Raw genomic sequence first — 14433 nt, 5'->3', positions numbered from 1 at the left:
AGGAAAATTTTTTTCTATATTAATGACTTTAAATACCGTTTATCAATCGCTGTTTCATGTGAAAGAGCTGACAAATATTCTTCCTGCGCTTTTTGTATTTCATCTACAATCGCACCTTGACTATCCACTTCTTTTCCGAGCTCATCATACGTACGGTGAATAGCTTTTTGAATCATTGATAATTGGAAACTATCCATATCACTTCCTCCTTTACGCATTACATAATAGCCAGTATATGCGCGCTGGAGGAGTTTTATACTATGAATTACGCGGTGGACGTTTTCCGAAGTATTGATAGTAATCTGTACGGATAAATCCGTTAAACAGTTTACGCTTTTTCGATGCATCTTTTCCGTAACACTTCTCAAATGCTTCATAACTTGTTAATAAATACATTGACCACGTATCTAATGGGCGGAATACCTCTCCCGTTTCTTTATATAATTTTTCAACAAGCGCTCTTTCACTTAAACGTTCTCCGTATGGAGGATTCGTTACAACATAGCCATATTCCTCTTTTGTCGTGAAATCTTTTACTTGCATTTGTTTAAATGATATAAGATCCCCTAATCCAACTTCATCTGCGTTATCTTGGGCAACTCTTATCATACGGTGATCGATATCTGATCCAATGATTTGCAATGGTTGATTATAATTTGCTAAATCTTCAGCTTCTTGACGAGCTTCACGCCAATTTTGTTTACCAACCCAGCCCCATTCATCCGATGCAAAGCCTCGGTTAAATCCTGGTGCGATATTTTGTCCAATTAATGCAGCTTCAATTGGAATTGTACCAGATCCACAGAAAGGATCAACGAAAGGACGATCCGGCTTCCAGTTTGTTAACTTAATTAAAGACGCAGCTAATGTTTCTTTTAAAGGCGCTTCACCTTGCTCAAGACGGTATCCACGTTTATGAAGACCTACACCACTCGCATCGATTGTTAACGTTGCAATATCTTTCAACATTGCAATTTCAATACGGAATAACGGACCATCTTCTTCAAACCAAGTTGTGCGTCTATACGTTGTTTTTAATTTCTCAACAACAGCCTTTTTAACAATACGTTGGCAGTCTGAAACGCTAAATAATGTTGATTTCAAAGATTTCCCAATAACAGGGAATTCACCGTTCTCTGGAATATAATCTCCCCAGTTTAACGCTTTTGTTTTTTCAAATAACTCATCGAATGTTGTTGCTTTAAATTCGCCGACTTTAATTTTCACACGGTCTGCAGTACGTAACCATAAATTCGTACGACAAATCGCTTTTTCATCCGCTTCAAACGTTACCTTTCCGTTTTCCACTTCACATTCATAACCAAGATCGCGAACTTCTCGGGCAACTAACGCTTCAATACCCATTGCCGCTGTTGCAATTAAAGTAACTTTTCCCATTTTCATTCACCTCTTATGTATAATCAAACAATAATTAATAACATGTTGTCCTATTAATTATCACATATTACGAAGAATATTCTCACTTACCATTTTAACTCACAACTTATAACTTCATACAAATAAAAAGCCCTCCTCTAACAAAGGAGAGCTGAGTTATTTCATAGTTGGTTCATAACGTTCTGTAAGCCATGTTCTGTTCCTTTGTACTGCAAACGGCCCACGCCTCGTACTCCGGTGGTAATCATCTATCTACAGGTTACGAAAACCTGTCCTTTTCCGTCGTTCATTTCCTTGGAAAAGATTCCCCTACCATTATTTGGGTTTCTCGCTCGTGGGGTTTACCTCGTTCCACTCCTATCATTTCTTCAAGGACTTCGTCACTGTGGCACTTTAAAGGTAGTCAAACCATATCCGAAAGGACTTAGGTTTTTTCCCTGCCGTTAAACCAGCCTCACAGCCAGAATACCCTAGCTTATGACTTGGCTAGGCACGAACACTACAACCATCTCAGGCTGTGCGAGCATGGACTTTCCTCTACAACGTTGGCGTTGCAGCGATTACCCAAACGTTATGACAAACATTAGTATAGTGGAAACAAAAAGATTTTGCAATGTTTTTTTCTATGTAAAATACTTTAACCTTTTTGTTACCTTAATTTATTCGTATAACTTACTTCCAAATACAGCTTTTTCTAAATTAGATAGACGTTTTAAAATATCCGTATTCGTATTGTTATATACTGGTTGTGCAACTGGTGTTTGTACCGGTTGTTGCGGAACTTGTATTGCCGCTACTTTCTGCTCTTCTAATTCACGTTTCAAACGAGCATTTTGTTGTTTTAATTGATCAAATTCCTTATGAAACGCTTCATAATCTTTAATAATCGTATCAAGAAACTTGTCTACTTCTTCTTGTTGATAACCTCTCATACCTGTTTTAAATTCTTTTTCTAAAATATCTTTCGCTGTTAATTTAATTTTATCCGAAATCATTTTCTTCACCTCAAATTTTTGCCAAAGCTTTCATTAACTAAATTTTTTCAGAAACAATGCCTTTTGTCAATCAAATATACGAGTACTATATTACATATTACTCTGCATTATTCCACTGTTCCTCTTCCATTATATCTTGTAAATCAGAAAAAAGAATGAAATAACTGTGATAATTTTCTATTTCTCCTTTTTTCTTAGCTGCTTCTACAATATATTTAGGGCTCCCAGACTTTTCTTCATCATATACAGCTAAAAGTGCATCGCTTTTTTCAATAAAAAATTGATTCTTTAATTTAAATTGCTCTGGGCTTTCGTACTTCCGTTTCGTAATACTATCATTGTGATCTGCTTGCGAAAGAATAAATTCGTAATATTCACGGTTATCTTCCTTCCAATTTTCTTCTTGTTCTAAAAAAGGAGTAAATACCGCTAATTTTAAATCTGGATATTCTACTTGAATTTCAAAAACAACTTCAGCGGCCCATAGCTCTACTCCTAACTGACCGCTTATAATAACCCATTCCAAACCATCTTCTACAAAAGCAGTTAATTTACGACGCAGCGCCTTTTTTATACATTCTACTCCTGGATGATCATTTTTAAATATTCCAAGCTCAAACGGCTTATATCCTGTTACAGCAACGACTTTCATATAAACACTCCAATTACAAAAAAAGAACTAGCATTTCGCTAGTTCTAACATATCATTTACTTTTTAAACATTCCACCAACGTTTGGTCCGATATTTGGTCCAAATGGTGATACATTCGGTCCTGGTCCAAATGGTGATACATTCGGTCCTGGACCAAATGGTGATATTTGATGCCCATGGTGATGATGGCCATGACCGCATGGTCCACATCCCCCGCCGAATCCTCCGCCAAATCCACCGCCAAATCCACCAACAGATCCACCGCCAAATCCACCAACAGATCCTGGATCACCAGGGTCTACAACATTTACATTCGAGTTTGTTTGCGGGAAGAAGTTTTGATTTTTAATTTGTTGATGATGTACATGTGTTGTATGCGTTGGGAAAATGTGTGGCACCACCGTTGTTGAAAAAGAATGTGTTACGCACTGTTTTGCCGGATGAATGACAGGAGCAGTTGTACAAATAGGTCCTACAGGCTTATGCCCTCCAAAGCAAGGATGACAATGATGCATAGTTTTTTCTCTCCTCTCTCATTAAAAAAATCTGACTACACTTTACAATATGAGCGAGGGGGTAAAGCCGCTTGTTATATATACCCATTTATTTCATGGAAATTTGTCTAGTATCCAATTTCATACGTAATACCTATTATAGACAACCCCCTACTATTATTTACCAAAAAAGCCCCCGACTTGCTTAACAATCCCTGTTACTTGATTCATCGCGTTCATCATTTGTCCAGCTGTGTTCATCATTTTATTTACATCGTAGTTACCATCTGATGATTTAAATTGTGAAACAAAACTAGAAAACTGACTTGGTTGCTGTTGCTGTTGCTGTTGCTTTTGTTTATTCATCGTTGGATATGGTTGTTTCGGTGGATAAAACATAGCTTGTTGATTTACATATTGAGATGGGGACATGTAGTTTTGTGAATTCATATACGCTTGCTGTGGTTGATTCGTATACATTTGCTGCGACTGACTCATATGCGCTTGCTGCGGTTGATTCGTATACGCTTGTTGCGGTTGATTCATATGCGCTTGCTGCGGTTGATTCGTATACATTTGCTGCGACTGACTCATATGCGCTTGCTGCGGTTGATTCGTATACGCTTGTTGCGGTTGATTCATATGCGCTTGCTGCGGTTGATTCCCAAACGACACTTCAAATGGTTGATAATAATTTTGGTTTCCATAATGAGGCTCGAAAGGATACATATTATATCGCAAATATGTATCCTCATTATATTGGTACATATTTTGCTGTGCATATGGATTTGCTTGCTGATATACATTAGGTTGTTGAAACATGCATTCTCTCCTCCTTCGCATAAGTTTCTACATATAGAATATGTACCTATAAAATAAAATGTGTGACGGAGTATCTGTCTGTTTTTGTCGGAAGTTTAAATTTTTAAAAAAATTAGAAAGTAAACCCTTCCATGCTATGATAATAAGGAAGAAGATTCTCATTGGGGAGGAATCAACATGGTATTAGGGGATTTAAAACAAGCGTTTTCTCAAAAAAAGGGGTATTACACAGAAAATTCGAATGAACTGTTAGACTTTGCGAGACATTGTTATCTTGAAGGAAAAGTATGCATATCAGATTACCGAACATTAATACGAGAGTTAGAAATAAACGGTGCAACAAAACCTACAACAGTGACAGAGGCATAAAAAAACAAGAGGGTTTTCCCTCTTGTTACTTACATTGATCTACGATATTTTGCAAAGTATACGCAATAGCCTGATGAGTTTCAAAGAAACGTTTACCTTTTCCCTTATTAACAAAACATTGTAGCACATTAGTTTGTAAATTATCATAAACTTGATCAATTTGTTGTACATGTATATACTTAGGTCGTTCTTCCTTTATCCACCTATAAGCTAATTCTTTCCACATCTCTAACTCCGCATCTACAATATCAACAAATGGCTTCATATCCTTATAAAAATCATATTCAGCCATTTCTCTTTTTTTCACATTCGCTTCATCATTATACTGCATTAACTTCTCCGAGGACTGGATTAATGCTTCATATCCCATTTTGTTCCCACCTTATTATGCACTCACTACGACGTTTTGAAATGTTTTTACCCAGCTCCCTTTTTCTTCGTGATGCACTAATTTATTTTCCATATGTTCTATATGCATTTCTGTTATTTCTATCTTATTGCATATTTTTTCACCTTTACCCTTTAATGCATGATTCATTCTAATCCCAATATTCATTTCCAGCAAATCGAGAGAACTTAACATTTGATCCATTTTTTTCATAACATCTTCCTTCTGAACCATCGCCATATTTAAAACGCCCCCTTCTTTGCCTTTCCTTTGTCATGTAATTTCGCCGATTGATTGATTACTCCTTCTCACATGACAAAACTAGTTGATATTCGTCAAAGAAATCATTTAGTATGCCATTTTTAGAAATGGTAACAATACAAAAAGGAGGTGTATTACGATGGCAAAAAATAAAAACGAAAAAAAGAAACAGCAAAACAAACAACAAAACAAACCTGAGACTGGTAATCCAAAGCTTGATGGTCCAAATTTCCCCGCTACATAAAATGAAACTTTAATCAGCCCGCACCAATCGGGCGTTTACGGGCAGCCCGACTCCCACCTAACTTCTCCAGCTGAATTTTGAGGTGGGAGTTTTACTGCCCGCAAATAGCGGGATAAAATGCCACTTTAATCAAAGTGGCTTTTACAAACAGCTATTTTCTAGTCTAACTTTACCTCTTCGCTTTCGATAAGTGTTGAAGCTAAAGTCGTACTGCAAGCAAATAGCGGATTAGAAAGTAATTTGTTGTAGAGCATATTACTTTTAATAAAGAAGCCCCGCCTTCATTTAGGAAGGCGGGACTTCTTTATTATATCATGAACTCATCTATTCTTTTAACAAAACTACTTAATATAGAAAGAGTATGTATTTGCTCCCTCTTCTTTCTATACCATTCTGTTATATTAATTTCCCCCTTAGGTTTTTCAAGTAAAAATAAAGAATCTATTTCCAATCCTTCACTAAACCAATCTTTTTCTATTAATTTTTCATGAATGACAATAGAATACACATCCCTAAGAGCGGGCGTACCTGATTTTCTAATCCCCCTTATATTACATTCATAATCCATCCTTGATCCTGTATGCCTAGTTTGCACTGCAAATTTATAAAAAGAAGCCTTATACTTTGAATGAAATAATAACCAAGCTAATTGCTTCCCCAGTTCTATACGTTTTTGCAACGTTTCAAATTGATAAACTGAAAATCCATACATTCCCCCTTCCACCATTGGAAAAATAACTGCACTAACGTGAAATATTTCTTGAAATTTGAATAGTGCAGTATCAAATACATGTTTTTGAAAATATGCATTCTCAATTACTGGTTTTTGAATTTTATTTTGTTCATTAATAATAAGTGCCGTCATAAGCCTATTTATATCTTTTTCCCCCCAAAACGCGATCCATTCTTTTTCCATAAAAATTGATATGTTGAAAAATTGTAACAAATGAAAGAGCGGCGCACATCTCTTTTTACTTTCCTCATACAGTAATAGTTGAGGAAATGCATCTAAGAAAATGAGCCAATTGGCCTTCTCATACAAATGAAATAATCGTCTCTTAACTGTTTGAGATAAAAGATTAGAATAATATTCTCCTTCTAAGTCTGTCATGTTCCATCCCCCATTCCTTGAAACCATGCTTGCTAAAAAAGACCATCTAATTTCTCTATTTCTCAAATAATATTCTTGGTAAGATTGTGTACGTGAAATATTATCTACGTTAGCTACATCCGTTCTCTCCTTAATATTAAGAACTATAGCTTTTTCCTCTTCTGTACAAAAAATATCATTACGGCTCTGTTTAATTTTTTCGTAATCATTCCATCGAAACATGAGTAAGTCACCATACCTTTCTTGAAAAAGGTCACATCTTTTTTCATTTTTTGATATAATCACCTTTGTAAGTAAATCTTATCAAGTTGGGAGTGGACAAAATATGACCATTCGTTACCCAAATGGAAAAAGGTACGATCAGGCTTCACAACCCCATAAAACACCAATAAAAAAACATACTTACAGTAATAGAGGTATGTCCCTTGAAGAGGAATTGAATGAAACCAATCAATATTACTTAACCCATAATATTGCATGCGTACATAAAAAACCTACACCTCTTCAAATTGTAAAAGTAGATTACCCCGCTCGAAGTGCTGCAGTGGTAAAAGAAGCGTATTTCAAACAACCTTCTACAACAGATTACAACGGTGTATACAAAGGGAAATATATCGATTTTGAAGCGAAAGAAACTAAAAATAAAACCAGTTTTCCACTTCAAAACTTCCACCTTCATCAAATTGAACATATGAAGCAAGTAGTCGCTCATAATGGAATTGCATTTGTTATTATTAAATTTACACTTTTTGATGAATTTTATTTATTAGATGCAAAACATATTATTGCATTTTGGAATCGTCAAAATACTGGTGGACGCAAATCGATTACAAAACAAGAAATAGAAGAGCATGGGTCTTTATTATCATGCGGTTATCACCCTCGAATTGATTATATCCGCGTACTAGACACGGTTTATTTTTCGTGATAGAGTCATCACTAAGGCTCTTTTTTCGACTTTTGGGGGAGAGAATGAAAGGTAGGAGAAAGTATAATGTCAGATAATTATCGTTCTCGTACAGAACGAAATCATGTGAAAAATCAAACGAAAGAAACTCATAAAGAAGAAAAGCCAAAGAAAAAAGGTTCCTTTTTCAAGAAATTCCTTATAGGTTGTCTACTTCTTGGTATCGTCGGCCTCGTAGCTGGCGTTTCGGCTTTCTTTGTTATGGTAAAGGACGCTCCGAAATTAGACAAATCAAAACTTGTCAATCCTTTATCAACAAAATTCCTTGATAAAAACGGGAATTTCTTCTATGAATACGGTGCTGAAAAACGAACCCACGTTACTTACGATCAAATTCCCAAAGTAATTGAAAGTGCATTCCTTGCGACTGAGGATGCTCGCTTCTATGAGCATGATGGAATTGATTTTAGACGTACTGGAATGGCAATTATGGAAAATGTCACTGGTGGCTTTGGCTCACAAGGTGGTAGTACGATTACACAGCAAGTAGTTAAAAACTATTTTCTAACGATGGACAAAACTGCAAAGAGAAAAGTGCAGGAATGGTACTTATCTTATAAGTTAGAGCAACAGTACTCAAAACATGAAATTTTAGAAATGTACTTAAATAAGATTAACTTAGGTAATCGCTCTTATGGTATTTCAACAGCTGCCAAAAAATATTACGGCAAAGATTTAAAAGACATACAACTACACGAAGCTGCAATGCTCGCTGGTTTACCCCAAGGTCCTAACATTTATGATCCAACAAAACCAGATAACGTTGATAGAGCAACGAAACGTCGTAATATCGTATTAACATTAATGAACCGACACGGGTATATAACGAAACAAGAAATGAATGATGCAATGCAAATCCCTGTAACACAAGGACTTCTTCCATCTTCAGAAGTAACTGAAATGAAATACCAAGCATTTTTAGATGCAGTTGTAAAAGAAGTTGAAAAAGAAATTCCTGATATAAATATCGGTTCGGACGGTTTAACGATCCAAACGACTCTTGATCTGGATGCTCAAGACTATGCTGATAAAATAATGGATGGGAATCTCATCAAGTATCCAAACGATCAATTCCAAGGATCATTCGTATTTATGGATACTCAGTCTGGAGAAGTTCGAGCAATCGGCGCTGGTCGTAAAGAAAGTAAATCTACTTTCAAAGGTCATAATATGGCAATCGATTTAAAACGCCAAGTAGGTTCAACTATGAAGCCAATTTTCGACTATGGTCCAGCAATAGAAAACCTACAATGGTCTACGTATCATCAACTGAACGATTCAGAGTATACGTACTCTAATGGTAAAAAAATACGAAATGCAACAAATAGTTATAAAGGTGACGTTTCACTTCGTGAAGCATTGAAGAAATCGTTAAATATTCCAGCTTTAAAAACAGCCCAAGCAGTTGGTCTCGATAAGTCCAAAGAATTTGCTGAAGGTTTAGGAATGACATTTAAAGATGGAAAGGTATATGAATCTACTGCAATCGGTAGTAACGATAGTTCTCCATTAGAATTAGCAGGTGCCTATGCAACATTTGGTAATGACGGTGTTTATAATAAACCTCATTTCGTAAAAGAAGTTATCTTCCCGGATGGGAAAAAGAAAAACTTTAAACCGAAAGAAAAGCGTGCAATGCATGACTATACGGCCTATATGATTACTGATGTCCTTCGTGACGTAGTAAAACCTGGTTCTGGTGGTACAGGTCCAACAGCATACGTTCCAGGAATAGACGTGGCAGGTAAAACAGGAACACAAAACTTTGATGAATCTGTTATTAAAAAATATGGTATTCCAGCAGATGCAAACAGAGATAGTTGGTTCGCAGGATATACGCCTCAATATACAATGGCTGTATGGACTGGTTATGAAAAAGATAGTGCAGAAAATTACATTGGAGATCGTTCTACTAGAATTGCTCAGCAAATGTTCCAAGTAATGATGAGCAAATTCGCTACAGATAAATCTCGTTTCGAACGCCCTTCTTCTGTACAAGAATTAAATGAAGAATTGTACGTAAAAGGTGCGAAAAAAGATGCAGTTAAACAAATTAAAGTAGATCCACCTAGTGGCCTTAATGTCGCTTTCGATGGCGCTAGCACAGTGACACTGAACTGGTCTGGACCATCATCAAATGTTGATGCATACGCAGCAAGCTATAAAGCTACTGACGGTTCTAGTGGTAGCTTATCAGTAAGCGGTACGACAGCTACTCTTGGTGGTATTAAACCAGGTGTTACTTACAGCTTCTCTGTAGTAGCGAAAAAGGGTACTGGAACAAGTCCTGCAGTTGGTGCATCCTTCACTGCGCCTGGCGGAACTCCAAATGCGAAAAAAACTGACGAAGAGGCTAAGAAGAAGGCTGACGAAGAAGCCCAGAAAAAGGTCAATGAAGATAAACTAAAACAAGAAGAAGCTAAGAAAAAAGCTGACGAAGATCAGCGCAAACAACAAGAACAGCAACAACAACAACAAGAACAGCAACAACAACAACAACAACAACAACAAGAACAACAACGTAAACAGCAAGAAGAAGCTCAAAAGAAAGCTGCTGACGAAGAGGCTAAGAAGAAGGCTGACGAAGAAGCCCAGAAAAAGGCCAATGAAGATAGGCTAAAACAAGAAGAAGCTAAGAAAAAAGCTGAAGAAGAGGCTAGAAAAAAAGCTGAAGAAGAACAGCAACAACAGAATACCGGAGGAGATACACCTCACGCAGACGGAAATGTTGTTACAACAGAGTCTTAATAAACAAAAAAAGAAGTCGGTTTCTCTTAACGAGAAACCGACTTCTTTTTTGTTATCATTTTCTTTACATATAGCTTTTCTATTTCGATATACAACTGTGCTAATTGAATATATGAATGGTAATTACTCGGTTTCTTTATAATAAATGAATATCGCTCCATAAAATTAACAGGTTGTACTTCCAATTTATTCGTATTTACTTGCATCTCATTCAAACTATGAACAGGCTGCTCATTTAACCAATATATAACCGATAGAAAGTGAGCTGCAAAAAGAATCATCGGACCCTCAGCTTCTTGTTTTTTTCTGTTCCGAAATAGTGTAGCAATTTCTTCATGCTTGCTTTTCCATATATTTAACACCGCTGGAATACTTGTTTCAATTTCATTCCATGGCTCATATTGTCTTTCAATATCAAATATAAAGTAAGTATTTTGTATTATTTCTTCAAAAGATTGGTCTGTGCGATACGTAATCGAATTTGCACTCTCTTTAAAAAATGGTACGCACCGAAACTCTTTCGGTATTTCTATAACTCGCTCCACCCTTTATTTCCCCTTCATTCGTTTCTTTCCTTCGCGACATATTTCTAGTAATCGGCACTCTTCACATTGTGGTCGCTGCGCCTTACAGTAATAACGTCCGAAGAAAATCATACGGTGGTGTGTAACTCCCCACTCATCCATTGGAATTTTCTTCATCAATGTCTTTTCCACTTCTAACACAGAATCTTTCCATCTACAAATTGCTAACCGTTTACTCACTCTCTCTACATGCGTATCAACAGCAATCGCTGGAATCCCAAACGCTACCGAAACAACTACATTCGCTGTCTTTCTCCCTACTCCTGGTAACTTCGTCAGCTCGTCACGGTCTTCTGGAACTTTCCCGTTATAATCATCTAGCAACATCTGGCACAATTTTTGAATGTTTTTCGCCTTATTTCTAAACAATCCAATGGAACGTATATCTTGTTGTAATTCTTCTAAAGACACACTTAAATAATCTTCTGGTGTTTTATATTTTTGGAATAAGTTTTTCGTCACTTTATTCACAAGTGCATCTGTACATTGCGCAGATAATGCCACTGCGATTACAAGTTCAAATGGATTATCATGAATTAATTCACAATGCGCTTCTGGATACATATCCGTCATTGTATCTAAACAATAGCGAATTTGCGTTTTATTCAACATGTCTTTCCTCCTACATTACTGCTCCAACCAATTGTAAAAAGGCACTTTCCCAGTAAATTTTGTTTCTTGTTTTGTTGTTTGTTGTGTACGTTGCTGATTCGCTCTAAATTTTTGGCCTTGATTTTGCGCTTGCTCTACCGTTTTAATTCCGTTCTTTTTCCACTCAAATAAAATACGATCAATATACCGGAAATTAAGTTTACCACTCATAACAGCTTCTCTGAGAGCAGCTTGAATTAAATTCGGATGATGTTGATCTTGATCTTCCCACATTCCTAATGTTTCACATTCAAACGGTGAGAGCGGTCTTCCAAATTCTTTTTCAAATACTGTATATAAATTTACTTGAAGTTTCTTTTTTTCTTGCTGTTCTTCCTCTATTGATTCATCCATTAAAAAATGCAATATTTTTTCCCAAAGTGGTTGTAAAGAATAACTTTCACACATCATCGCTTCTGATCTTTGTCCACCTTCTAGCGCTAAAAAACCTTTTTGGATTAATGTCTGAATCACTTCCATACATTTCATTTCTGTTATCGTCATCCGCTCTGAAATCTCTGAAGGAGTCGGGAACGAATTACCTGATTCTAAAAATGTGTGTACATGAAGTACCACCATAAATTCCGTTTCATTTAAGCCTAGCTTTTTATAATGCATCATAAGCAATTTAGGAATTGCTATGCTTCCCTGTTCAAACCATTGTAACATCATTTTCTTTTTCATCACCAAACACCTCGTTCTCTAGTATAACACACCTTCAGCCATTTCTTTTTGCCACAATTCGTCAAAAAAACCTCCCTATATATAGGGAGGTTACTTGCCATTTACTACAAAAGACAGAAGATTACGCCTGTACTTTGCTTTTCATGAACGTATGAATTCGTTCTAATGCTTTCTCTACTTGCTCAAGAGATGTCGCATACGATAATCGAACGTTATTTGGTGCACCAAATCCTGTACCAGGAACAAGAGCTACTTTTTCCTCTTCTAATAATGCTTTTGCCCACTCATCAACTGTATCATACCCAGCTAACGCTACGGCTTCTTTTACATTTGGGAATAAGTAAAAAGCACCTTGTGGTTTGATACAAGTGAAACCAGGGATTTGAATTAATTTATCATAAATAATGTTCAATCTTTCTTCAAACGCTTGACGCATTGTTTCTACAGGTTCTTGTGAGCCTGCATACGCAGCAATTGCACCGTATTGAGCAATTGAAGTAGGGTTTGACGTACTATGACTCGCTAAGTTCGTCATCGCTTTAATAAGCTGCTTATTTCCTGCTGCATATCCAATGCGCCATCCTGTCATAGAATGTGATTTAGATACACCATTAATAATAAGTGTTTGTTCTTTTAATGCATTAGAAAGCTGGGCAATTGAAGTATATTCTGCAGCACCATAAATTAATTTTTCATAAATTTCATCTGAAACGATTAAGATATTATGTTCTAAACACACTTCTCCAAGCTGTTGTAATTCTTCTTTGCTGTAAATCATTCCTGTTGGATTGCTCGGTGAATTAATAATAACTGCTTTCGTTTTCTCTGTAATTGCCCCACGCAGCTGCTTTGCTGTAATTTTGTACTCATTACCTTCTAGACCTTCTACATAAACTGGGTTACCATCAGCGAGTTTTACTTGTTCAGGATAACTTACCCAGTAAGGAGTTGGGATGATAACTTCATCTCCTTCATCAAGTAACACTTGGAATAATGTATATAATGCATGCTTGGCACCATTACATACAATAATTTCAGATGGATCATACGCAATTCCTTGATCACGAGTAAATTTCTTCACAATTTCTTGTTTTAACGCTTGTAATCCACCTGTTGGTGTATACTTCGTATGTCCTTCTAACATCGCTTTATGCGCGGCATCCATAATATGTTCTGGTGTATTAAAGTCAGGTTCCCCTGCCCCTAACGCAATTACATCATGACCTTCTGCTTTTAATGCTTGTGCCTTTGCTGTAATTTCTAAAGTTGAAGACGGTGTTAAAGCAGCTACTCGCTTTGCTAATTTCATTTGTAGTTCCCCCTACATCTATTTTTCAATGCTGTAGTGTCCAGCATATGCACCATTTTGAACTTCTAGATAATAATACGTATAACGATCTTCCTGATCAATATATGTAATTTCCCACAACGGAATATCGTTTTCAGCACCTAATTTTACTTTTACAATTTGTTTTGGCTTCGGCTTAGGTTCAGCACCTTCTCCAGTCGCCTGTTCAGCCAATTTTTGCAAAGCTTCTTTTTCAGAAATACCTTCACTCTTTTTCTTCACAAGGACATTTCCTTTTTTATCAGGCACCCAAACAATAATTTGTTCTCCTTTTTCATCTGCACCTTGCACGACTGTATATGAAGATTTTCCGTTATAATAATCAACAGCATTTACCTTTGTAAGCTTTGCCTTTTCTTTCGCAATTTCTACAGACTTTGACTCTTTTGGAATTTTCTTTTCCATCGCTTTATTATAAACATACGCCCCATATATTCCGCTAGCAACGATAACGATAATGATTGCAAAGATCCACTTTTTCATTGTATCACTACGTTCTGTAAATCGTAAATACAGCTATTTCTTTATCTTTTTCGTCTAATGCTAATCCGAACATGAGGTCCTGCTCTTTTAACGTACGATTCAAGCTATCAACAATTTTATACAAGTCAGACGAATATTTAATACGCGTCGTTGATAGGACTTCGATTTTCTTATCCATGAAAAAACTCCTCCGTTACACAAAAATTTCTAATTATAGAAGAACGCAATGCGGTT

The 14433-nt window shown here is 36.3% G+C and carries 19 protein-coding genes and 1 other RNA gene; 4 read left to right on the top strand and 16 right to left on the bottom strand.

Features of this window, described 5'->3' with window-relative positions; translation table 11 throughout:
- Positions 1-14: 14 nt before the first annotated feature.
- The 7 genes from MHI07_RS07700 to MHI07_RS07670 all read right to left on the bottom strand — a co-directional run bounded on the left by MHI07_RS07700 (position 15) and on the right by MHI07_RS07670 (position 4361).
- Entirely contained in the window at positions 15-197 is a 183-nt protein-coding gene (locus tag MHI07_RS07700; RefSeq protein ID WP_000376895.1) for a DUF3921 domain-containing protein, read from the bottom strand.
- A gap of 61 nt (positions 198-258) precedes the next feature.
- Complete coding sequence (locus MHI07_RS07695; RefSeq protein ID WP_002149278.1) at positions 259-1398, bottom strand: THUMP domain-containing class I SAM-dependent RNA methyltransferase; 1140 nt, start codon at positions 1396-1398, stop codon at positions 259-261.
- A 180-nt stretch (positions 1399-1578) separates the two neighbouring features.
- Positions 1579-1970, bottom strand: an RNA gene (rnpB, locus tag MHI07_RS07690) — RNase P RNA component class B.
- An 87-nt stretch (positions 1971-2057) separates the two neighbouring features.
- Positions 2058-2393, bottom strand: coding sequence for a cell division regulator GpsB (gene gpsB / locus MHI07_RS07685; protein WP_340826883.1), 336 nt, complete (start codon positions 2391-2393; stop codon positions 2058-2060).
- Between the two features lie 97 nt (positions 2394-2490).
- Positions 2491-3045 (bottom strand): DUF1273 domain-containing protein, encoded by a 555-nt coding sequence (locus MHI07_RS07680; RefSeq protein ID WP_340822880.1) that lies wholly within the window; start codon positions 3043-3045, stop codon positions 2491-2493.
- A 56-nt stretch (positions 3046-3101) separates the two neighbouring features.
- On the bottom strand, positions 3102-3560 hold the full coding sequence (locus MHI07_RS07675) for a CotD family spore coat protein (protein ID WP_340822878.1): 459 nt from the start codon (positions 3558-3560) through the stop codon (positions 3102-3104).
- 156 nt (positions 3561-3716) lie between these two features.
- Positions 3717-4361, bottom strand: a complete 645-nt coding sequence (locus MHI07_RS07670; protein WP_340822877.1) for a YppG family protein — start codon at positions 4359-4361, stop codon at positions 3717-3719.
- Positions 4362-4538: 177 nt separating this feature from the next.
- Here MHI07_RS07670 and MHI07_RS07665 point away from each other — a divergent pair, with 177 nt between their 5' ends.
- Positions 4539-4730 carry a YppF family protein gene (locus MHI07_RS07665; protein WP_002030817.1) on the top strand — a complete coding sequence of 64 codons (192 nt, stop codon included), beginning with the start codon at positions 4539-4541 and terminating at the stop codon, positions 4728-4730.
- Positions 4731-4755: 25 nt separating this feature from the next.
- Here the strand turns inward: MHI07_RS07665 and MHI07_RS07660 are convergent, their stop codons facing one another.
- Positions 4756-5100 carry a YppE family protein gene (locus MHI07_RS07660; protein WP_016104342.1) on the bottom strand — a complete coding sequence of 115 codons (345 nt, stop codon included), beginning with the start codon at positions 5098-5100 and terminating at the stop codon, positions 4756-4758.
- A gap of 15 nt (positions 5101-5115) precedes the next feature.
- Positions 5116-5358, bottom strand: coding sequence for a hypothetical protein (locus tag MHI07_RS07655; protein WP_002158558.1), 243 nt, complete (start codon positions 5356-5358; stop codon positions 5116-5118).
- 118 nt (positions 5359-5476) lie between these two features.
- Between MHI07_RS07655 and MHI07_RS07650 the strand changes: the two genes are divergently transcribed.
- Entirely contained in the window at positions 5477-5623 is a 147-nt protein-coding gene (locus MHI07_RS07650; RefSeq protein WP_306292139.1) for a phage portal protein, read from the top strand.
- Between the two features lie 307 nt (positions 5624-5930).
- On the opposite strand, the gene MHI07_RS07645 is transcribed toward MHI07_RS07650, so the two are convergent.
- Positions 5931-6956, bottom strand: coding sequence for a DUF2515 domain-containing protein (locus MHI07_RS07645; RefSeq protein ID WP_215570069.1), 1026 nt, complete (start codon positions 6954-6956; stop codon positions 5931-5933).
- 103 nt (positions 6957-7059) lie between these two features.
- On the opposite strand from MHI07_RS07645, the gene recU reads away from it, so the two are divergent.
- Entirely contained in the window at positions 7060-7662 is a 603-nt protein-coding gene (gene recU, locus MHI07_RS07640; RefSeq protein WP_000155584.1) for a Holliday junction resolvase RecU, read from the top strand.
- A 66-nt stretch (positions 7663-7728) separates the two neighbouring features.
- Positions 7729-10449 (top strand): PBP1A family penicillin-binding protein, encoded by a 2721-nt coding sequence (locus MHI07_RS07635; protein ID WP_340822873.1) that lies wholly within the window; start codon positions 7729-7731, stop codon positions 10447-10449.
- Between the two features lie 26 nt (positions 10450-10475).
- Here the strand turns inward: MHI07_RS07635 and MHI07_RS07630 are convergent, their stop codons facing one another.
- The 6 genes from MHI07_RS07630 to MHI07_RS07605 form a co-directional block, all read right to left on the bottom strand.
- On the bottom strand, positions 10476-10994 hold the full coding sequence (locus tag MHI07_RS07630; RefSeq protein WP_340822871.1) for a YpoC family protein: 519 nt from the start codon (positions 10992-10994) through the stop codon (positions 10476-10478).
- A gap of 3 nt (positions 10995-10997) precedes the next feature.
- Positions 10998-11645 carry an endonuclease III gene (gene nth, locus MHI07_RS07625; protein ID WP_340822869.1) on the bottom strand — a complete coding sequence of 216 codons (648 nt, stop codon included), beginning with the start codon at positions 11643-11645 and terminating at the stop codon, positions 10998-11000.
- A gap of 15 nt (positions 11646-11660) precedes the next feature.
- Positions 11661-12368: a DNA replication protein DnaD gene (gene dnaD, locus MHI07_RS07620; RefSeq protein WP_002158564.1), complete on the bottom strand. Its 708-nt coding sequence runs from the start codon at positions 12366-12368 to the stop codon at positions 11661-11663.
- A 121-nt stretch (positions 12369-12489) separates the two neighbouring features.
- The gene (aspB, locus tag MHI07_RS07615; RefSeq protein ID WP_340822867.1) at positions 12490-13677 is read right to left on the bottom strand and encodes an aspartate transaminase AspB; all 1188 of its coding nucleotides are present in this window, start codon (positions 13675-13677) and stop codon (positions 12490-12492) included.
- Between the two features lie 18 nt (positions 13678-13695).
- Positions 13696-14199 (bottom strand): cell wall elongation regulator TseB-like domain-containing protein, encoded by a 504-nt coding sequence (locus MHI07_RS07610; RefSeq protein ID WP_002158566.1) that lies wholly within the window; start codon positions 14197-14199, stop codon positions 13696-13698.
- Between the two features lie 7 nt (positions 14200-14206).
- A complete protein-coding gene (locus MHI07_RS07605) occupies positions 14207-14377 on the bottom strand; it encodes a YpmA family protein (protein WP_000358351.1) in 171 nt (56 codons plus the stop codon).
- Positions 14378-14433: the final 56 nt, after the last annotated feature.

The sequence above is a fragment of the Bacillus sp. FSL H8-0545 genome (assembly GCF_038006105.1).
Lineage (GTDB): Bacteria > Bacillota > Bacilli > Bacillales > Bacillaceae_G > Bacillus_A > Bacillus_A cereus_U.
The sequence above is the reverse complement of the archived record's forward strand: the minus strand, read 5'-3'. Positions and strand labels throughout refer to the sequence as shown.

What these genes read in the sequence shown, in the direction of transcription:
- MHI07_RS07700 (WP_000376895.1), bottom strand. Translation starts at nt 197, where the DNA reads ATGGATAGTTTCCAATTATCAATGATTCAAAAAGCTATTCACCGTACG.
- MHI07_RS07695 (WP_002149278.1), bottom strand. Translation starts at nt 1,398, where the DNA reads ATGGGAAAAGTTACTTTAATTGCAACAGCGGCAATGGGTATTGAAGCG.
- gpsB (WP_340826883.1), bottom strand. Translation starts at nt 2,393, where the DNA reads ATGATTTCGGATAAAATTAAATTAACAGCGAAAGATATTTTAGAAAAA.
- MHI07_RS07680 (WP_340822880.1), bottom strand. Translation starts at nt 3,045, where the DNA reads ATGAAAGTCGTTGCTGTAACAGGATATAAGCCGTTTGAGCTTGGAATA.
- MHI07_RS07675 (WP_340822878.1), bottom strand. Translation starts at nt 3,560, where the DNA reads ATGCATCATTGTCATCCTTGCTTTGGAGGGCATAAGCCTGTAGGACCT.
- MHI07_RS07670 (WP_340822877.1), bottom strand. Translation starts at nt 4,361, where the DNA reads ATGTTTCAACAACCTAATGTATATCAGCAAGCAAATCCATATGCACAG.
- MHI07_RS07665 (WP_002030817.1), top strand. Translation starts at nt 4,539, where the DNA reads ATGGTATTAGGGGATTTAAAACAAGCGTTTTCTCAAAAAAAGGGGTAT.
- MHI07_RS07660 (WP_016104342.1), bottom strand. Translation starts at nt 5,100, where the DNA reads ATGGGATATGAAGCATTAATCCAGTCCTCGGAGAAGTTAATGCAGTAT.
- MHI07_RS07655 (WP_002158558.1), bottom strand. Translation starts at nt 5,358, where the DNA reads ATGGCGATGGTTCAGAAGGAAGATGTTATGAAAAAAATGGATCAAATG.
- MHI07_RS07645 (WP_215570069.1), bottom strand. Translation starts at nt 6,956, where the DNA reads ATGTTTCGATGGAATGATTACGAAAAAATTAAACAGAGCCGTAATGAT.
- recU (WP_000155584.1), top strand. Translation starts at nt 7,060, where the DNA reads ATGACCATTCGTTACCCAAATGGAAAAAGGTACGATCAGGCTTCACAA.
- MHI07_RS07635 (WP_340822873.1), top strand. Translation starts at nt 7,729, where the DNA reads ATGTCAGATAATTATCGTTCTCGTACAGAACGAAATCATGTGAAAAAT.
- nth (WP_340822869.1), bottom strand. Translation starts at nt 11,645, where the DNA reads ATGTTGAATAAAACGCAAATTCGCTATTGTTTAGATACAATGACGGAT.
- dnaD (WP_002158564.1), bottom strand. Translation starts at nt 12,368, where the DNA reads ATGAAAAAGAAAATGATGTTACAATGGTTTGAACAGGGAAGCATAGCA.
- aspB (WP_340822867.1), bottom strand. Translation starts at nt 13,677, where the DNA reads ATGAAATTAGCAAAGCGAGTAGCTGCTTTAACACCGTCTTCAACTTTA.
- MHI07_RS07610 (WP_002158566.1), bottom strand. Translation starts at nt 14,199, where the DNA reads ATGAAAAAGTGGATCTTTGCAATCATTATCGTTATCGTTGCTAGCGGA.
- MHI07_RS07605 (WP_000358351.1), bottom strand. Translation starts at nt 14,377, where the DNA reads ATGGATAAGAAAATCGAAGTCCTATCAACGACGCGTATTAAATATTCG.